This window comes from Dyella sp. C9 (assembly GCF_003332825.1).
Taxonomy (GTDB): Bacteria; Pseudomonadota; Gammaproteobacteria; order Xanthomonadales; family Rhodanobacteraceae; genus Dyella.
Genome location: NZ_QIRF01000019.1, coordinates 41488 through 58938, shown reverse-complemented (window position 1 = coordinate 58938; position 17451 = coordinate 41488). Strand labels below are relative to the sequence as shown.

Sequence of the window (17451 nt, the reverse complement as noted above, 5' to 3'; positions counted from 1 at the left end):
CTGGCGCAGGCCGCAACCCTGCCAACGTGGGGCAACCGGCCAACGATATCAATCCAGCGGGCGCGCCTCGTAGCGTCCGCGGCTTATGTCGCTGACGCGGGACTGCGCTTCCTCCGCGCGGTTCGCCGGCAATTGGATCTCCAGCTGCACGCCGTCAGCGTCGAACTGCTCGTGCACGATGGCGGCGTCGAGCTCGCGCAGGCGAGCCTTCAGCAGGGCCAGCTCGGCGAAGTCGCAACGCAGTCCCAGACGGGCCATCGCCACGATCGGCACGCGTTCGGCTCGGCGCAGGCATTCGGCCGCGGTGCCGCCGTACGCGCGCACCAGTCCCCCGGCGCCAAGCTTGATGCCGCCGTACCAGCGCGTGACCACCACCACGGCGCGATCGATGCCCTGGCCCTCGATGGCCTGCAGGATCGGTCGCCCCGCGGTGCCGCCCGGTTCGCCATCGTCGTTGAAACGATAGTCCTGGCCGATGCGATACGCCCAGCAATTGTGCGTGGCGGCCGGGTCGCCCACCGCGCGCACGAAGGCCAGCGCCTGTTCGGGCGTCTGCACCGGGGCGGCCTGGGCGAGGAAACGACTTTTCTTGATGTCCTCGGCGTGCTGGCAGGCGGCGGCGAGGGTGTACAGCGTGTCAGTCATGCGGTGGCAACTGCTGGTGCAGGTCATCGGGCAGGGGCGCGCCCGGATGAGCCTGCTGGAAATCGTGCAGTCGCTGCAACGCCTCCGGGCGGCGATGCTGGGCGAACAGCAGGCGGATCTTGTCCAGTTCCTGCGCCGGCGTGTCGTTGGGACTGGATGCGGCGGGGTCGACAGCCGGCGCGGGTGCTGCGGGCGCGATGGCCTCGACCGGCGCGATGGGGCCGGCGGTGTAGCGATGGAGCGGCAGGCTGGGCGCCTGTGCGGTGGTGGCCATCGGAGCCGCCGCGCTGGCGACGGGGGCTGCCATGGCGCGCGCCTCTGCCACCGGAGCGGGCGGCGTTGCAGTGGTTGGCGCGGCCACGTTCTGCGCCAGCAGGGATGGGCGTTTGGCGGCAAGCAGCGGTGCATGGTGGATCGCTTGCGTGAGCGGTGCAGGTGGCGCCAGGGGCGCAGCGGCATCGGCCGGGGCATCGTGGCGTGCGTTCGCCGGATGACTCGCTGGCGAGGGTGGTGTCACCTGCCGCGTGGCGACCTGCGATGCCGCTACGGCTGGCGCGGCTGTCCCGGTCGCCGGCATGGACGTCCAAGGCTGCTGTTCGTGCAGGCGCCAGCCGAGCCCGGCAGCCAGCACCACGACCGCAGCGCTGGCCGCGGCGGCTGGCCAGCGTCGCCAGTTCCGTGGGCGCACTGCATCGTGGGCATGGCGACGCACGCGCTCGTCGAGTGCGGCCGGGGGTTCCTGGCGCGGCAGGCTGCGATAGAGCGATGTCAGCTCGTCTTCGCCGTGCAGGTCGTCGTGGTGGTCATGCGTGTTCATTCGGCCAGCTGTTCGCGCAGTCGGTTCATGGCATAGCGCAGGCGCGACTTGGCGGTCTCGCGCCCTACGCCGGTCACCTGGGCGATTTCCTCCACGCTCAGTTCATTCTCCATGCGCAGCAGCACCGCGGTGCGCTGTTCGTCGGGCAGGGCCTCGATGGCCTGTTGCAGTCGGCGGCGGCGCTCGAATTCGGACAGCATCTGCTCCGGCTGCGCCTGTTCGGGCAGGGTCGCCTGGTCCAGCGCCCGTTCGGCCTCGTCGCCACCGGCGAGCGGGCGTTTCCTGCGGTAGCTGTCGATCAGCAGGTTGTGCGCGATCTGCAGCAACCACGTGCTGAATCTGGCCTGCGGCGTGTAACGGGCGCGTGCAGCCACCACCCGGCTCCAGGTTTCCTGGAACAGTTCCTCGGCTACGCGTGGATCCCCCGAACTGCGCAGCAGGAAGCGGTACAGCGAGGCCCGGTGCCGGGCATACAGGGCGTCGAACGCCGCCGGCTCGCCTCGCGCGTAGGCCAGCATCAGCGTTGCGTCGTCGTCCACGGTTGCGCCCATGGGCGGCGAGGTTAAGCCAAAGTGCCGGTGCGGGTAAGCGTCAGGCACCGGCGACACGGGCAGGGAAGCCGATGGCATGGGGTGGAAGCGTCGTGGCGTGGTCCATACCGGTGAAACGCACGCCGGGCGCAAACGGGGTCAAGCATCGGGGCAAGGCCCGTCAGGCCGGGAAGGCCAAGGCACATGGGCAAGCCTTCGGGACAACGGTGGCGATGCTATTGCGGCGTGTAGACCCACACCTTCGATTCGCCACCGGTGCGCAGGATGTGCCCGTTGCGGCGGATAAGGCGCTCCGTGCTGCGATCCCGTCCCAGCGTCATGTCGCCCAGCCGGGTCGTGCTCACCGTTTGCACGATGGCTTCCTTGCGGTCCTTGGACAGCTCGATGTTCTTGATCTCGACATCGACATCCGGCTCGACCAGGCCGCCGGTGGCGGCGCTGATGCGCTGGGTCAGCGCCGTACTTTTGCGGATGCGGTCGCACAGCCGCTGCTTGTCGTAATGCTGCTCGGTGGTGCTGCCGCCCTCCCGGGTGACCTCGTCGCCGGAGAAGTCGTCCGACAGCTGGTTGCACAGCGCGTCGGCATCAAACCGGCGCATGGCGGCGATGGTGTCGTCGTAGGCTGAGCGGATCTGCGCGTCGGTCATGCGACGGCTGACATCGAAATACCACCAGGCCAGGCCGGCAAGTACCAGCAGCAGGATCAGCTTCTTCATGCCCCTCTCCCTGTGAGCGCCTGTTCCCGGACAGGCAATACGCGTTATCCGTCACGCGTCGTAAGTTATTGCGACTATAACGAAGACCTCGGGCTTTGTCGCGCCTGCACGCGAACTCAGGGAATGGCTTCTCCAGGCGCAGGCAGGCTGAAGTCCTCGGGCTCCAGCCTGCGGGTGAAGCGGAATACGCCTTCATGCACGCGGCGCGGCAGCACGACGTCGAGCACCGTGGTCTGGTGCGCAGCCAGTACGTCCAGCAGATCGTCGCCGGGCAGGGTGGCGGCCTGCAGGTGATGCACCAGCCCCTGATGTATGGCTGGCTGCACGGCGGCCCCGTACGGCCGGTGCGCGTCGACTGCCGCGCGCAGCGTACGTCGACCGGAAGGGTTGCTCACCCTGGGCGTGCCGGCCAGCAGCGCGTGGTTGAGGAACAGCGAGATCACATGGCGTTGGCGGCTGTTGGCCTGGCGGTCGAGCAGGAAGCCGGCGGGCATCCAGTCGGGGTTCGGCGGGTCGCCTGCGGTAAGCAGCAGCCGGCTGCCCGTGAGTGCTTCGCCGCTTTCATCGGTGAGGCGAACGATCAGCAGGCAGCGCGGATCATGGATGTGGATGCGGTCGGGGAAGGGACCTACCGGTTCGCGTTCGACCTTGTCGGCATCGCGCTGCGCGTTTTCCCGGTCGAAGTCGTCGCACAGCTGCGCGTAGGCGGCGCCATCGGTCACCCTCAGGCAGCGCAGCAAGGCGTCCACGGTTTCGGTGGGAGCGCTGGCCATGATGCCCTTGGCTTCGCCGGAGTGCGCTGCACCGGCGACCAGCTTGAAAGCCGTGCGCGGCGCGCGGGTGACATGCAAGGCCAATGCATCGTCGGCGCTGCCGAGCGTATGCGAAAGCACCGCATGGCGGGCGTTGAGGTTGGCGGCGGCGATGCGCACCACGCCATCGGAACCATCCTCGCCGGTGTAGCTGTTGATGTGGTCGTAGAGCTCGCGGTCGGGACGGTCGCCGGTGAGCACGAACAGGAACCGGCCGCGTTGCGCGGGATCGTCGCCGTGGATGTGGTCGAGGTTGAGCGAAAGTGATTCGGCGCTGCCGAGCTCCAGCCAGTCGAGGACGCGCTGTCCCGGCTCCACCCCATCGGCCCAGGCACGCAGGCGACCGAGCACGCCCTTGCCCAATTGCGCCAGCGCCGAGCCGAAGTTGGCCGGCGCCAGCATCATCAGGTGGGTAAGCCGGATGGTGCTGAACGCGCCCGGCCGCTCGCGCTGCGCGCGCAACCATTCGCGCACCACCGGTCCGCCGGTGGAGTGGGTGATGCACGCGAAGCTCGCGTCGAGCAGGTGCAGGTCGCGCAGCGCGTGATCGAAGGCCCGCACGATGTCGACCATGGTGACGTCGTCGTCGAAGCTCACGTATTCGGAGAGCCAGATATCCGCGATGCGCAACGCCATGCCCGATGCGGCGGCCTCCTGCTGCAGGCGCAGCGGAAGGCGGCCATAGGTCGAGGTGTTGGTGACGCTCCAGCCGTGCACGAAGACGAGGGTGGTCATGCGGGTTCCATGATGGGCCGCGGGCGTCCATTGGTCATATCGCCCCGCGTGGCGGTCGGCCCTAAGATGCCATGACTGTCCACGGACCGGGAAACGGCATGCTTACCCTCCTGCTTGCGCTGCTGTTGCTGGCCGCCCTGCTGTACCGCTTGCGTTGGCGCCGTTGTGGACTGGCATGCGTGGTGGTGACGCTGGTGCTGCTTTTCGGGGTTGGCTGCGGCACGGTTCCGCGCATGCTGCTGCGCGACCTGCAGAGCCCGTACGACGTGGAACCCGCCATCGCGTGGGCGCCGCGCAATGCGATCGTGCTGCTCGGCGGGGGCACCGTGGTGGCCGGCGACGAGCCATTGCAGCCATCCTATTTCGCCGATGGCCGGGTGCTGCGCGCGGCGCAGCTCTATCACGACTGCAAGCAGGCACAGCGGGAGTGCAAGCTGCTGGTCACCGGCGGCGACTCGCAGGATCACGGCGAAGCGGAGTCCGTGGTGTACGCGCGGTCGTTGCGCAAGCTGGGCATTCCGAACGAGGACCTGATGCTGGAAACACGCAGCATGACCACCTGGCAGAACGCCCAGTTCAGCCGTCCGCTGCTCGCGCAGTACGCGCCGCAGCACACCGTGCTGGTGACCTCGGGCATTCATTTGCGCAGGGCGCTGTTGTACTTCGCGCACTTCGGCATCGTGCCGCAGCCGGTGGCCGGCGATTGGGTGAACACGCGGCGTGAAGTGCTGCCCGACTCCTGGAACTACCTGCTGACCGACGCGGTGCTGCACGAGTACCTGGGCCTGTTGCAGTACCGCATCTACAACCTGATGGGCTGGAACGCGCCCAAGGCCCCGCCGTTGCCGACTTGAGTGGCCCGCAGGCCGTTCATTTTCCAGCCAGCTATCGCGGCCGCACTCGCGTAACCTCTGCGCGGCCTCCGTTGCAGACGGCTCACGATGCCCCCCGATACGAACAACCCACCGCACTCGCGTGCGGCGCTTCCGCTCGCCCCTTCGCTGGATCCCACGCTCAGCGCAGCGCATATGCCGCGGCATTTCCGGCCACTGGAGCTGCGTGTGCTGTGGATCGCCGTACTGGCGATGGCACTGGGCCTGCTGGTGGCGCTGGCTGCGCAAGCGCTTACCGGCCTGATCGGCCTGGTGACCAACCTGGCGTTCTACGGCCGCTGGAGCACGCAGTTCAGCAGTCCGGCCGGCAACCACCTGGGACCATGGGTGATCGCGGTGCCGGTGTTGGGCGGACTGGTGGTCGGTGGCATGGCGCGCTGGGGTTCGCCGGCCATTCGGGGTCATGGCATTCCCGAAGCCATGGAGCAGGTGCTGCTCAACGAAAGCCGCATTGCGCCGCGGATGACCTGGCTGAAGCCGGTGTCGTCGGCGATCGCCATCGGTACGGGCGGCCCGTTCGGGGCGGAGGGGCCGATCATCGCCACCGGCGGCGCACTGGGTTCCTTGCTGGGACAGTGGCTGCACGTGACGGCGGACGAGCGCAAGACCCTGCTGGCGTCGGGCGCGGCCGCCGGCATGGCCGCGGTGTTTGCCGCGCCGATCTCCGCGGTGCTGCTTGCGCTTGAACTCCTGTTGTTCGAACGCCGCGCGCGTTCGCTGATTCCGGTGGCGCTGGCGGCGGCGATGGGCACCGGCCTGCGCTACATGCTCGAAGGCAGCGCGCCGATGTTTCCCATGCCGGGCATGGCCGTGGCGACGCTGCCGGCTTTGGCCGCCTATATGGCCATGGGCATGCTCACCGGCGTGGCCAGCGTCGGGGTCACCAAACTCACCTATGCCATCGAGGATGGTTTCGAGAAGCTGCCGATCCACTGGATGTGGTGGCCTGCGATCGGCGGCGTGGTGGTGGGCGTGGTCGGCTACCTGATGCCGGCGACGCTGGGCGTGGGCTACAACAACATCGCGGCGGAGATCGCCGGGCAGATCGGCATGGGCGGCATGCTCGCGCTATGCCTGATGAAGCTGCTGTCATGGTCGGTCGCGCTGGGCAGCGGTACGTCGGGCGGTACGCTGGCACCGCTGTTCACCATCGGCGGCGCGCTGGGCGGTGTGCTCGGGTTGGCATGCGTGACGTGGCTGCCCTGGTTGCAGGTGGACCCGCGCGTGGCGGCGCTGGTATGCATGGCGGCGATCTTTGCCGGTGCATCGCGGGCCTTCCTTGCCTCGGTGGTGTTTGCCTTCGAAACCACCCAGCAGCCGCACGGGCTGTTGCCGCTGCTCGCGGCCTGTGCCACGGCTTACCTAGTGTCGGGCCTGATGATGCGCAACACCATCATGACCGAGAAGATCGCCAGGCGCGGCGTGCGCGTGCCATCGGAATACGCCGCCGATCACCTGGAGCGGATCAGCGTGGGCGATGCGTGCAGTCGCCAGGTTTCCAGCCTGCGCGCTTCGATGCGCGTGGCCGACGCGCGTGCCTGGATGTCATCCGGTGATGGCAATGCGAAGCACCAGGGGTTTCCCGTGCTTGACGATGATGGCCGCCTGCTGGGCGTGTTGACCCGACGCGACCTGCTCGGCACGCAGGCGCAGGATGGACAGGCTGTGGCTGCCCTGCTGCATCGCCCTGCGCTGGTGGTTCGCGAGAATCACAGCCTGCGCGAGGCGGCCGACCACATGGTCGAGGCCGACGTGGGGAGGCTGGTGGTGCTGGGCGGTCAGGATGGCCGGCGGGTGGTGGGCATCATCACCCGTGGAGACCTGCTGGCGGCGCATGCAAGGCGCTTGCGCGAGGCGCGTGAAGCGAGCCGGCATTTCCGGCCACGCGCGGCGGGCGTACCCCGATAGTTGCCGCGCCCCGCGGATCGGCTCCGACGACCCCGCCTGCGCGGAATCGCCGGAGCCGGGCAGGCCGGCCTTAGCCGGCCTTCTTCAGCGAGGCGAGGTCGATCACGAAGCGATAGCGCACATCGCTCTTGAGCATGCGCTCGTAGGCGTGGTTGATGTTCTGGATGTCGATCATCTCGATGTCGCTGACGATGTCGTGCTCGGCGCAGAAGTCGAGCATCTCCTGCGTCTCGGCGATGCCGCCGATGGCGGAGCCGGAGATCGAGCGGCGACCGAGCACGACCATGCCTGCCTGCACCGGCGGCTCGATCGGCTCGAGCAGGCCCACCAGGCACAGCACGCCGTTGAGGTTGAGCGTGGCCAGGTAGGGGTTGAGGTCATGCTGCGACGGCACGGTGTCGAGGATGAAATCGAACTGGCGGGCGACCGCCTGCATCTGCGCCGGGTCGGTCGACAGCACCACGTGGTCCGCGCCCAGTCGACGCGCTTCCGCTTCCTTGCCGGGGGTGCGGGTGAACAGGGTAACGTCGGCGCCCATCGCCTTGGCGAACTTCAGGCCCATGTGGCCCAGGCCGCCCAGGCCGATCACGGCCACCTTGCTGTCCTTGCCGACCTTCCAGTGGCGCAGCGGGGACCAGCTGGTGATGCCGGCGCACAACAGCGGCGCGGCCGCCTTCGGGTCCAGCTTGTCGGAGATGTGCAGCACGAACTTGTCGGACACCACGATACGCTCGGAATAGCCGCCGAACGTCGGCAGGCCATCGTGGCGATCCTTGTCGTTGTAGGTCCAGGTGGCGCCCTTTTCGCAGTACGGCTCGAGGCCGGCCTGGCACGCGCTGCAGTGCTGGCACGAATCGACCATGCAGCCGACGCCCACCATCTCGCCGACCTTGAAGCTGGTGACCTCGGCGCCGACGACGCTGACGCGGCCAATGATCTCGTGGCCCGGCACCATCGGGTAGACGCTGCTATGCCACTCGTTGCGGGCCTGGTGGATATCGGAGTGGCAGACGCCGCAGTAGAGGATGTCGATCACCACGTCGTCCGGACGGGGCTCGCGGCGCTGGAACGAGTGCGGGGCGAGCGGCGTGGTCGCGGACTGGGCGGCGTAACCGAGGATGGAAAGAGCCATGCGTAACTCCTGGAAGGCGGGGGACGGCAATGGCGGGGAGTATGCGCGGCCGGGTGCGCGCCTCGGTAGCCGGATCCTCCGAGATCCTTGCACGATCCTGCAAGGCGACGACGTGGGCACTCGCCATGGGGTGGAGGAACAGGCAATCTAGGCTCTTCTGGTTTTTGGCAATGCCATGAATAATCAATCATTTGACCAAGCGGCCGGGCAGCGGCTTGCGCAGGGTCGCGAGGAATTGACAGCGATCGTTGAACGATTGGCGCAAAGCGAGGGTGTGCACGCCACCGCCTGGTCATCCCTGAGCCTGTTCCGTGCCAGCTCGCCGAGCGTGCGTACCTGCGCCATGTACGAACCGGGCCTGGGCCTGGCGTTGCAGGGCGCCAAGCAGATCCTGCTGGGCCAGCAGTCGTTCGTGCACGAGCCGGCCTCATACCTGGTGACCTCGGTGGATGTGCCGGTGTCCTCGCAGGTGGTGCGGGCCTCCCGCGAGGAACCCTGCCTGTGCCTCACCTTCCGGCTCGACCTGCAGCGCATCCGCGAACTGCTGCCCGAGGTGCAGGCGGCGCGCGGCCCACAGCCGTCAGTGCCCGGACTTTCGCTGAGCCCGCTGGATGGCCGGCTGCTCGATCCGCTGCTGCGCCTGATGCGCCTGCTGGATGCGCCGGACGACCTTGCCGTGCTCGGCCCGCTGATCGAGCGCGAGCTGATGTATCGGCTGCTCACGGGCGAGCAGGGCGCGCGCCTGGCGCAGATCGCCAGCGCCGGCAGCCAGAGCCACCAGGTGTCGCGCGCCATCGACTGGCTGCGTCGCCACTACGACGAGCCGTTGCGCATCGAGGCGCTGGCAGCGCGCGTGAACATGAGCACGTCGTCGCTGCATCATCATTTCCGCGCCATCACGGCGATGAGTCCGCTGCAGTACCAGAAGCAGTTGCGCCTGCATGAGGCCCGGCGGCAGCTGCTGGCGGGCGAGTGCGATGTAGCCACCGCGGCGCATCGCGTGGGTTACGAAAGCCCCTCGCAGTTCAGTCGCGAATACAGTCGCCACTTCGGTGCGCCACCATTGCGCGATGTGGCACGACTGCGCCTGGCCGATGCGGAATCGGCCGCGTAAGCGTGCCGTCAGCACTTGACGATGCGCGAGTGCAAGGCCGAGCATGCCGCCTCTCGATGGGCTTCATCCTTCGGATGAGTCCGCCTCATGGATGCGGCCGCAGGCCAGGGAGCACGCGTTGAATCTCGCCTTGTTCGATTTCGACGGAACCATCACCACGCGCGAGATGTTCCGGCCTTTCCTCGAGTTCGCCGTGCCGCGGCGCAGGCTGGCCTGGGGCGGCGCGGTGCTGGCACCGATGGTGGCCGGCTACAAGGCGGGCCTGGTGTCGTCCAACCTGATGCGCGCCAGCGCGCTCCGCTTCGGCCTGACCGGCATGGCCGCCGAACACGCCTCCGGGCAAGGGCGACGCTTCGCCACCGAGGTGTTGTCGCAGGTGTTGCGCCCGCACGCCATGGAGCGCATTCGCTGGCACAAGGCCCAGGGCGACCGGGTGGTGGTGGTGTCCGGTGGGCTGGACGTCTACCTGTCGCACTGGTGCCGCCTGCACGCGCTGGAACTGGTGTGCTCCGAGGTCGCGGTGAAGGACGGGCGTCTCACCGGGCGCTATCGCGGCGCGCAGTGCGTGGGTATGGAAAAGCCGCGGCGCGTGCGCGCGGCCTACGACCTGGCCGAGTACGCGCGGGTCTATGCCTACGGCGACACGCACGAGGACCTGGACCTGCTGCAGATGGCCCACCACCGCTACTACCAGTGGCAGGAAGTGGGCTGATCCTTCCGGCGGACGTGCTCAGCTCTTGGCGGTCGACGCGCGGGCGGCCTGCTCGCAGTGGCTGCCGTAGTCCTTGAGGTTGTTGCGCACGGCATCGAGGAACATGGTGAAGCCGTAGCGCACGTTGCCGCCCTTGTCGCTGAGCCAGGCGCCCATGGACTTGGCCGTGAGCAGCGGGTCGAGTTCGGCCAGCGGCATCGGCCGGCTGATCACCAGCGACTGGTCCACCGCGCTGATGCGTTCGCGATCGCCCTGCAGCGTGGGCTGCTCGTTGATTTCCAGGTAGGAACGATTGGCGCGCGCCGCGATGCGCTGGGCGCGATCCTGGCCGAGCATGTAGTACGCGGTGAAGGTCAGGCCGTCGGGCTTGCACAGCAGGGTGATGCGCCGCTCGCCGTCGCGTGAAGTCTGGCGCAGCGTCAGTTGGGGTGCGCCGGAGACCAGTGCGTAATCCGCGGCAGGTGGCAGGTAGCCGTTGTTGGCGATGCCGGTGGCCAGCATCTGGTCGCCACTGAGCCACACGGTGCGATCGACCGACGAATGCGAGGTGACGCCGAACAGCAGCGGGTCGAAGCCCATCTGGCGCAGATAGCCGGCGAGCTCACCCTTGTCGGCGGCGATCTTCGGCGCATCACCCGGGGCCTGCACGGCGAAATGGTCGTTGCCGGTCGGTGCCCAGCGATACAGGCCGCCGACATAAGCAAGCGCACAGGCGCCCTGGCAGCTTGCTTCGCGGGGCTGCGCCGGCGTCTGCGCATTGCGCCGCGGCACACCGAGGTGGGTGGTCATCTTGGCTTCGCGGAACAGCCGGCCCAGTGCCGCGCCGGCGGCCAGGTCGCCAGCGGGCGAATTGAGATAGATGTCCGAGCCGGCACGGATGCGACCGGAGCGGATCATCGCCTCGATGCGGTTCGGCGCGTCGGCGTCCAGGGTGCCGTAGAGATAGATCTGTGGCGCGCGCGTCACCGCCAGGGTGAGCTTGTCGTCATTGACCTGCACGGCCAGTGGCGGTGGTGGCGGATCGTTCGCGGCCGGCTGCGCCGCGGGTGTGGCGGGCGCCGTCGATGGCTGGGTGGTCTGTCCGTGGGCCATCGAGGCCAGCGCGACACTGGCGGCGAACCAGGCGCGCCGCAGCCAGGGGCGGCTACGCGAATGAGGGGAGAGCGGGGTGTGGAGCACGTGCACGGAACCGGTCCAGCCAGGCGAACGCCCTAGTTTCCGGGGTTTGACCTCGCTTGCAAGTGAGGCCGTGCAGCTGCGGCACAGGTAGCTGAACAGGTGGGCCGCCGGCCCGCCGGGTGGACCCCTGTCTTACGGCACTGGTGGCAGCCATGGGCCAGACGCTTGTATGCCGCTTCGCACTGGTGGGCTCCGCCAGCCGGCCCGGGCTTCGGGCAGCGGGCTGGCGAACCACGGGCGTCGTTTCCACGCTTGCCTCCATGAGATCGCTGATGACCCCTGATTCATCCATTCGCTCCCGTATGGTCCACGCCGCACGGGGTGCCGCCTGCTGTGCCGCGGTGCTGCTGGCCGGCCTGGCCTTCGCCCCCTGCTCGGTGGCCGCCGATGCCAAGCCGCCCGCAGCGGACGGCGCGGCGGACAAGAAGCCCGCCAGCGACCTGCCGCCGCTGCCGGCCGACAAGACCATCAAGCAGAGTGTGCGCGTGGGTGGCCGCACGCTCTCTTACGAGGCCACGGTGGGCACCATCCCGGTGCGCGACGCCACGGGCAAGAAGATCGCCGAAGTGGTCTACACCGCTTATACGGTGCCGGGCAGCGATCCGCGCAGGCCGGTGACGTTCGCCTTCAACGGCGGTCCGGGTGCCTCGTCGGTGTATCTCAACATGGGCGCGATCGGTCCCAAGCGCATCCAGTTCGGCGTGGAAGGCGATGCGCCGTCCGACGCCGCGGTGACCAAGGACAACCCGAACACCTGGCTGGACATGAGCGACCTGGTGTTCATCGACCCGGTGGGCACTGGCTATTCGCGCTCATTGGTCGACGAGGACCAGACCAAGAAGGATTTCTACTCCACTGAAGCCGACATCCAGTACCTGTCGCGCGTGGTGTATGACTGGCTGGTCAAGCATGGCCGCCTGCGTTCGCCCAAGTACGTGATGGGTGAGAGCTACGGTGGCTATCGTGCGCCGCGCATCGCCTACGCGCTGCAGACCAAGATGGGCGTGGGCGTGAACGGCCTGGTGATGGTGTCGCCGTACCTCGACCCGGCCGCAATCGGCGATGGCGATGCGCTGTCGCCGCTGCCGTGGATGATCAACCTGCCGTCGATGACCGCCGCCCACCTGGAATCGCAGGGCCGCCTCACCCCGGCCGCGATGGCCGACGTCGAAGGCTACGTGCGCACGCAGTTCGTCACCGATTTCCTCGCCGGCCGCTCCGATCCGGGCGCGATCAGCCGCATGGTGCAGAAGGTCTCGGCCTATACGGGCCTTGATCCGGCGCTGGTGGCCAAGCTGGACGGTCGTGTCGACATCGACACCTACCTGCGCGAAGTGCATCGCAACGAAAAGAAGATCGGCAGCGTGTACGACTCCAACGTGACCGCGTTCGACCCGTTCCCGGGCTCGGCCGAGCGCCAGTCGGGCGATCCGATCCTCGACGCGCTGCTGGCGCCGACCACCAGCGCGATGGCTGACTTCATCACGCGCGAGGTGGGCTGGAAGACCGACGCCCATTACGAGGCGCTGTCCTTCGCCGTGAACAAGGCCTGGGACCGCGGCGCTGCGGACGACAAGCCGGTGGCCGACCTGCGCAAGGCGATTGGCAACGATCCCCACATGAAGGTGCTGATCGTGCACGGCTACAACGATCTGTCGTGCCCGTTCTTCACCTCGCGCCTGATCATCGACCAGATGCCGAGCTTCGGACAGGCGCAGCGCGTGAAGCTGGCCGTGTATCCGGGTGGCCACATGTTCTACAGCCGTCCGGGCAGTGCCGAGTCGTTCAAGGCCGACGCGGCCGAGCTGTACAACAGTTCCAAGTGACATCCGGCCGGCTGCGCTCCACCTCGGGGTGCAGCCGGCTCATCCGGTGGTCACGGCGCCAGTCCGTCCGGCGGACGGACCTGGTAGCCCAGTGATTTCAGGCGCGCGATGTAGCCGTCCGGCGCCATCACCTGGTCCATGGTGAGTATCGCCACGGTGCTGCGGTTGCGGGTCAAGGCGGCTTGCGCCGCTTCGATCCAGGTGTCCTCGATGCGCTTGGGCAGGTCGGGCACGTTGAGCTGGTGCTCGAAATCCCCATTGATGGCCGCTACCACGCAAGGATCGTAGTGCGTGCCCTTCATGAGGTCCTGCAGCGACGTCATGTCGCCGGTGGCCCAGGCGTTGGCGCGCGCGGCAAGCGCGGGAATGTCCTTCTCGACCATATGCATGGTCTCATCCAGGCAGGCCACGCCCTGCTGCTGGTCCTTGTCGGTGGCTTTGACCGGCGGTGCACGCGTGATCACCAGCTCGTAGCGCACGCCGATCACGCGTACGCCGTGGCGATGGGCGATTTTTTCCACCAAGCCCGGTACGTCGACATCGTTGCTCAGCCCGGCCGAGCGCAGCGCCTTGTCGTAAAGTTGTTCGGCCACCACGATGGGCCGCTGGTACTCCAGCGCATCGTCGTCGCCCAGGTACTTGTGGCGCAGCACCCGCCAGCGCGCGTACATCTCCGGCGAAAGCAAGGACTCGAGCGTCACGCCCCCGGGGTTGAGCTTGGCCGAGGGTTGCAGGGCCAATCGCGAGAACAGGCTCGGCGGCATCTTCAGATAGGCCGAAGGCGCCTCCAGCAGCTCGGTGGAGTTGGCCAGCGCATTGTTGAGTTCCGGCGATTGCCACTCCGCGTGCGTCGGCAGTGGCAGCAGGGTGCCGATCACCCAGAGCACGTGGCTGCCCTTGCGTACTTCCCACAAGGCCGGTCCTGGCTGTTCGCCATGGACGGTTACCGTTTGCAGCTCCACTGCCGTGGCCGGGGATGCCGGTTGCACGGAACTGGCCGTGGCTGGCTGCGTCGATTGGGCAAAGGCCTGCGAAGCCAGTAGCAGGGTGCCTAGGCAGAGGGCGCTTTTCGCGTGCATCCGGCGAGCTCCATGTGGTGGACGCGACGGCTGGGGCCCGCCGTGTTCAGCGGGCCTCGCGATTGAACAACACCCGTGCCTGCGGCGCCATACATGGCAGGTGAAGGGGGCGGTCTGCCGGGACTGGCCGTTCGCTCCACTCCCGGGTCAGGCGGCCATCGCCGCCCGGAACCCAGAACGCTCAGAAGACCTGGCGGAGGACAACGTACAGCACGCCCGACAGCAGGATCGAGGCGGGCAGGGTGAGCACCCAGGCCATCAGCAGGTTGCGCACGGTGGCTGCCTGCAGACCGGAACCGTTGGCGGCCATGGTGCCGGCCACGCCGGAAGTCAGCACGTGGGTGGTGCTGACCGGCAGGTGGTACATGTCCGCGGCCTGGATCAGGCTCATTGCCACCAGCTCGGCGGACGCGCCCTGGGCGTAGGTGAGGTGCTCCTTGCCGATCTTTTCGCCCACCGTCACCACGATACGCTTCCAGCCCACCATGGTGCCCAGGCCCAGGGCGAGTGCCACCGCCGCCTTGACCCAGGGCGGGATGAACTGGATCGCCTGCGTGCCGAGCCCCCGCCAACTGGTCAGCGTAGCGGTCTGCTCCTTGCTCAGGCCCGGCTTGGCCAGCATCAGGGGAATGGCGCTGTTGGCCAGGTAGATGTCATTGCGCACGTTGCCCATCTGCTCCGGCGGCACCGACTTCAGCGATGGGCGGTTACCTACTTCGTGATCGATCTGGGCGATCAGTTGAGTGAGCGCCGGCGCGGTATCGGGCAGCGCCTGGCGTTGCTGCACGGCGGCGGTGATGGTGGTGCGTGGATCGCCGATGTAAGGCGCGCCACCCAGGCTGGAAAGCACCTGCTGGGTTTCCACCGACACCTCGTGGAAGGTCTTGACCTGTCCACTGGAAACGGCGCCATTGAGCGCATACGCGGTAGGCACCGTGCCGATCAGGATCAGCATGATCAGGCCCATGCCTTTCTGGCCGTCGTTGGAGCCGTGACTGAAGCTCACGCCGGTGCAGGTCAGTACCAGCAGTGCACGGATCGGCCACGGCGGCGGCTTCTTGCCTTCGGGAGCCCGGTACAGCGCCGGCACCTTCACGAACGCCTTGAGCAGCATCATCAGCAGGCCGGCCAGCAGGAAGCCGGCGATGGGGGAGAAGATCAGTCCCTTGAACACGCCGATGGCCGCGTCCCAGTTCACGCCGCTGGTGCCGGTGCGGCTGGAGATCAGCTGGTTGGCCAGGCCTACGCCGATGATCGAGCCGATCAGGGTGTGGGAGGACGAATTGGGCAGGCCGAAATACCAGGTGCCGAGGTTCCACAGGATCGCCGCGATCAGCAGCGCGAACACCATGGCGAAGCCGGCCTGTCCGCCGACCTGCAGGATCAGCTCCACCGGCAGCAGCGACACCACGGTGAAGGCCACCGCGCCGGACGAGGTAAGCACGCCGAGGAAGTTGAATGCGCCCGACCAGATCACCGCCATGTTGGCCGGCATCGAGTTGGTATAGATCACCGTGGCCACCGCGTTGGCGGTGTCGTGGAAGCCGTTGACGAACTCGAAGCCCAGCGCGATCAGCAGCGCCACGCCGAGCAGGACGAAGGGAGCGATCGAACGGGCGTGGACCGTGGAAAGGTCCTCGACCAGATGGACGCCGGCGTAGGAAACGCCGACCAGCAGAATCACCCCGAACAGCAGTCCGAAGATGCGGCCCGATCCCTGGGGTTGGCGTGTGGCAGTAACGACAGCGGCTTCGGTCTGCATGACGTGCCCTTCGTGGTCGGCCTCAAGAAAGCTAAGCACCCCCGCAAGACAGAACCGTGACAACCTGAAGGCTGTCCGCCACGCGCGTGCCTCTTGCGCTGACACGGCGTGGCGATGACCGAAGGCAGGCCTGCGCGGTCAGAACTCCCGCATCACCATCAGGCGCAGTTCGGTCATGTCCTCGATGGCGCAGCGCACGCCCTCGCGGCCGATGCCCGACAGCTTTACGCCGCCGTAGGGCATGTTGTCCACGCGGAAGCTGGGCACGTCGTTGACCACCACGCCGCCTTGTTCCAGCTCGTTCCAGGCGCGCATGGCGTGGGCGAGGCTGTCGGTGAAGATGCCCGCCTGCAGGCCGTAGTCCGAGTCATTGACCAGGGACACCACCTCGTCGAACGTCTTGAACGGGGCGAGCAGGGCGAATGGCCCGAACGCCTCCTGCCGATACGCCTTGGCGCTGCTCGGCACGTTTTCCATCAGGGTGGCTTCCAGCATGGCGCCATTGCGCTTGCCGCCGCACAGCACCTTGCCACCGGCCTTGCGTGCCTCCTCGATCCAGCCGTGCAGGCGCTCGGCGGCAGCCTCGTCGATCATCGGCCCGAGGAAGGTGTCCTTCTTCTTCGGATCGCCCGCCTTGAGCTTCTTCACCGCGGCGACCAGGCGCTTCTTCAGTTCGTCGTACAGCGACTCGTGCGCATAGATGCGCTGCACGCTGATGCAGCTCTGGCCCGACTGGTAGAAGGCGCCGAACACCAGGCGATCGATCACGCGGTCCAGGTGCGGCTTCTGGTCGGCGTCGATGATGCACGCCGCGTTGCCGCCCAGCTCCAGCGTGACCTTCTTGTGGCCGGCGCGGGTCTTCAGGTCCCAGCCGATCTGGCTGCCGGTGAAAGAGAGCAGCTTGAAGCGCGGATCCTCCACCAGCGGGTTGGCATGCTTGCCATCCAGCGTGAGCACCGAGAACGCGCCCTTGGGCAGGTCGGTTTCGGCCAGCACCTCGCCGATGATCAGCGCGCCGATCGGCGTGCGCTCGGCCGGCTTGAGCACGAACGGGCAACCGGCGGCGATGGCCGGCGCCACCTTGTGCGCCACCAGGTTGAGCGGGAAATTGAACGGCGTGATGAACGACACCGGACCCAGCGGCACGCGCTTGGTGTAGCCGTGGTAGCCGTCCAGGCGTCGGGCGATTTCCAGGTTGATGGTTTCGCCGTTCACGCGCACGGCTTCTTCGGCGGCGATGGTGAAGGTCTCGATCAGGCGGGTCACCTCGCCATCGGAATCCTTGATCGGCTTGCCGGCCTCCACGCACAGCGCATAGGCCAGTTCATCGCGTCGCTCCTGGAAGCGCTGCGCGCAATGCTGCAACACCTGCTGGCGCGCCCAGGGCTTGAAGTCGCGCATGGGGATCGTGGCCTTCACCGCCGCGGCGATGGCCTTCTCGGTGGCCTTGGCGTCGGGCACGGCCACGCGCGTGGCGACCTTGCCGGTGTACTTGTCCAGCACATCCATCGTTTCCTTGGAGGTCTGCGGCTGGTTGGCCAGGTAGTACGGGTAGTTCTTCGCGAGCATG

At 67.6% G+C, this 17451-nt stretch carries 15 protein-coding genes; 5 read left to right on the top strand and 10 right to left on the bottom strand.

Annotated features, from left to right (window positions below):
* Window positions 1-48: 48 nt before the first annotated feature.
* The 5 genes from DVU99_RS17375 to DVU99_RS17355 all read right to left on the bottom strand — a co-directional run bounded on the left by DVU99_RS17375 (window position 49) and on the right by DVU99_RS17355 (window position 4276).
* Window positions 49-645 (bottom strand): YigZ family protein, encoded by a 597-nt coding sequence (locus DVU99_RS17375; RefSeq protein WP_114241496.1) that lies wholly within the window; start codon window positions 643-645, stop codon window positions 49-51.
* On the bottom strand, window positions 638-1462 hold the full coding sequence (locus DVU99_RS17370; RefSeq protein ID WP_114241495.1) for a hypothetical protein: 825 nt from the start codon (window positions 1460-1462) through the stop codon (window positions 638-640). The genes DVU99_RS17375 and DVU99_RS17370 overlap by 8 nt, the downstream gene beginning before the upstream one ends.
* A complete protein-coding gene (locus DVU99_RS17365; protein ID WP_114241494.1) occupies window positions 1459-2013 on the bottom strand; it encodes an RNA polymerase sigma factor in 555 nt (184 codons plus the stop codon). Before DVU99_RS17365 ends, DVU99_RS17370 begins: the two co-directional genes overlap by 4 nt.
* A 215-nt stretch (window positions 2014-2228) precedes the next feature.
* Entirely contained in the window at window positions 2229-2729 is a 501-nt protein-coding gene (locus DVU99_RS17360; RefSeq protein WP_114241493.1) for a hypothetical protein, read from the bottom strand.
* A 116-nt stretch (window positions 2730-2845) separates the two neighbouring features.
* Complete coding sequence (locus DVU99_RS17355; protein ID WP_114241492.1) at window positions 2846-4276, bottom strand: phospholipase; 1431 nt, start codon at window positions 4274-4276, stop codon at window positions 2846-2848.
* A gap of 98 nt (window positions 4277-4374) precedes the next feature.
* On the opposite strand from DVU99_RS17355, the gene DVU99_RS17350 reads away from it, so the two are divergent.
* Window positions 4375-5130 (top strand): YdcF family protein, encoded by a 756-nt coding sequence (locus DVU99_RS17350; protein WP_114241491.1) that lies wholly within the window; start codon window positions 4375-4377, stop codon window positions 5128-5130.
* 174 nt (window positions 5131-5304) lie between these two features.
* Window positions 5305-7077: a chloride channel protein gene (locus tag DVU99_RS17345; protein WP_114241490.1), complete on the top strand. Its 1773-nt coding sequence runs from the start codon at window positions 5305-5307 to the stop codon at window positions 7075-7077.
* Window positions 7078-7147: 70 nt separating this feature from the next.
* On the opposite strand, the gene DVU99_RS17340 is transcribed toward DVU99_RS17345, so the two are convergent.
* The gene (locus DVU99_RS17340) at window positions 7148-8209 is read right to left on the bottom strand and encodes an NAD(P)-dependent alcohol dehydrogenase (protein WP_114241489.1); all 1062 of its coding nucleotides are present in this window, start codon (window positions 8207-8209) and stop codon (window positions 7148-7150) included.
* 175 nt (window positions 8210-8384) lie between these two features.
* Between DVU99_RS17340 and DVU99_RS17335 the strand changes: the two genes are divergently transcribed.
* Both DVU99_RS17335 and DVU99_RS17330 read left to right on the top strand, forming a co-directional pair.
* The gene (locus DVU99_RS17335; RefSeq protein WP_198670368.1) at window positions 8385-9323 is read left to right on the top strand and encodes an AraC family transcriptional regulator; all 939 of its coding nucleotides are present in this window, start codon (window positions 8385-8387) and stop codon (window positions 9321-9323) included.
* A 118-nt stretch (window positions 9324-9441) separates the two neighbouring features.
* Window positions 9442-10035 (top strand): HAD family hydrolase, encoded by a 594-nt coding sequence (locus tag DVU99_RS17330; protein ID WP_114241520.1) that lies wholly within the window; start codon window positions 9442-9444, stop codon window positions 10033-10035.
* Window positions 10036-10053: 18 nt separating this feature from the next.
* On the opposite strand, the gene DVU99_RS17325 is transcribed toward DVU99_RS17330, so the two are convergent.
* Entirely contained in the window at window positions 10054-11220 is a 1167-nt protein-coding gene (locus DVU99_RS17325; RefSeq protein WP_114241487.1) for a hypothetical protein, read from the bottom strand.
* Window positions 11221-11486: 266 nt separating this feature from the next.
* Here DVU99_RS17325 and DVU99_RS17320 point away from each other — a divergent pair, with 266 nt between their 5' ends.
* On the top strand, window positions 11487-13040 hold the full coding sequence (locus tag DVU99_RS17320; protein WP_232823644.1) for a S10 family peptidase: 1554 nt from the start codon (window positions 11487-11489) through the stop codon (window positions 13038-13040).
* Window positions 13041-13090: 50 nt separating this feature from the next.
* Here DVU99_RS17320 and DVU99_RS17315 read toward each other — a convergent pair whose 3' ends face one another.
* From DVU99_RS17315 to DVU99_RS17305, 3 genes are all read right to left on the bottom strand, one after another.
* A complete protein-coding gene (locus DVU99_RS17315; RefSeq protein WP_232823643.1) occupies window positions 13091-14029 on the bottom strand; it encodes a TraB/GumN family protein in 939 nt (312 codons plus the stop codon).
* 271 nt (window positions 14030-14300) lie between these two features.
* A complete protein-coding gene (locus DVU99_RS17310; protein WP_114241484.1) occupies window positions 14301-15881 on the bottom strand; it encodes an inorganic phosphate transporter in 1581 nt (526 codons plus the stop codon).
* A 138-nt stretch (window positions 15882-16019) separates the two neighbouring features.
* Window positions 16020-17450 carry an aldehyde dehydrogenase family protein gene (locus tag DVU99_RS17305; RefSeq protein ID WP_114241483.1) on the bottom strand — a complete coding sequence of 477 codons (1431 nt, stop codon included), beginning with the start codon at window positions 17448-17450 and terminating at the stop codon, window positions 16020-16022.
* Window position 17451 lies beyond the last annotated feature (1 nt).

Bases quoted from the DNA above. Each gene is read 5' to 3' on its own strand.
- DVU99_RS17345 (WP_114241490.1), top strand. From the start codon at position 5,305: ATGCCGCGGCATTTCCGGCCACTGGAGCTGCGTGTGCTGTGGATCGCC.
- DVU99_RS17335 (WP_198670368.1), top strand. From the start codon at position 8,385: ATGAATAATCAATCATTTGACCAAGCGGCCGGGCAGCGGCTTGCGCAG.
- DVU99_RS17365 (WP_114241494.1), bottom strand. From the start codon at position 2,013: ATGGGCGCAACCGTGGACGACGACGCAACGCTGATGCTGGCCTACGCG.
- DVU99_RS17310 (WP_114241484.1), bottom strand. From the start codon at position 15,881: ATGCAGACCGAAGCCGCTGTCGTTACTGCCACACGCCAACCCCAGGGA.
- DVU99_RS17370 (WP_114241495.1), bottom strand. From the start codon at position 1,462: ATGAACACGCATGACCACCACGACGACCTGCACGGCGAAGACGAGCTG.
- DVU99_RS17375 (WP_114241496.1), bottom strand. From the start codon at position 645: ATGACTGACACGCTGTACACCCTCGCCGCCGCCTGCCAGCACGCCGAG.
- DVU99_RS17360 (WP_114241493.1), bottom strand. From the start codon at position 2,729: ATGAAGAAGCTGATCCTGCTGCTGGTACTTGCCGGCCTGGCCTGGTGG.
- DVU99_RS17355 (WP_114241492.1), bottom strand. From the start codon at position 4,276: ATGACCACCCTCGTCTTCGTGCACGGCTGGAGCGTCACCAACACCTCG.
- DVU99_RS17350 (WP_114241491.1), top strand. From the start codon at position 4,375: ATGCTTACCCTCCTGCTTGCGCTGCTGTTGCTGGCCGCCCTGCTGTAC.
- DVU99_RS17320 (WP_232823644.1), top strand. From the start codon at position 11,487: ATGACCCCTGATTCATCCATTCGCTCCCGTATGGTCCACGCCGCACGG.
- DVU99_RS17305 (WP_114241483.1), bottom strand. From the start codon at position 17,450: ATGCTCGCGAAGAACTACCCGTACTACCTGGCCAACCAGCCGCAGACC.
- DVU99_RS17340 (WP_114241489.1), bottom strand. From the start codon at position 8,209: ATGGCTCTTTCCATCCTCGGTTACGCCGCCCAGTCCGCGACCACGCCG.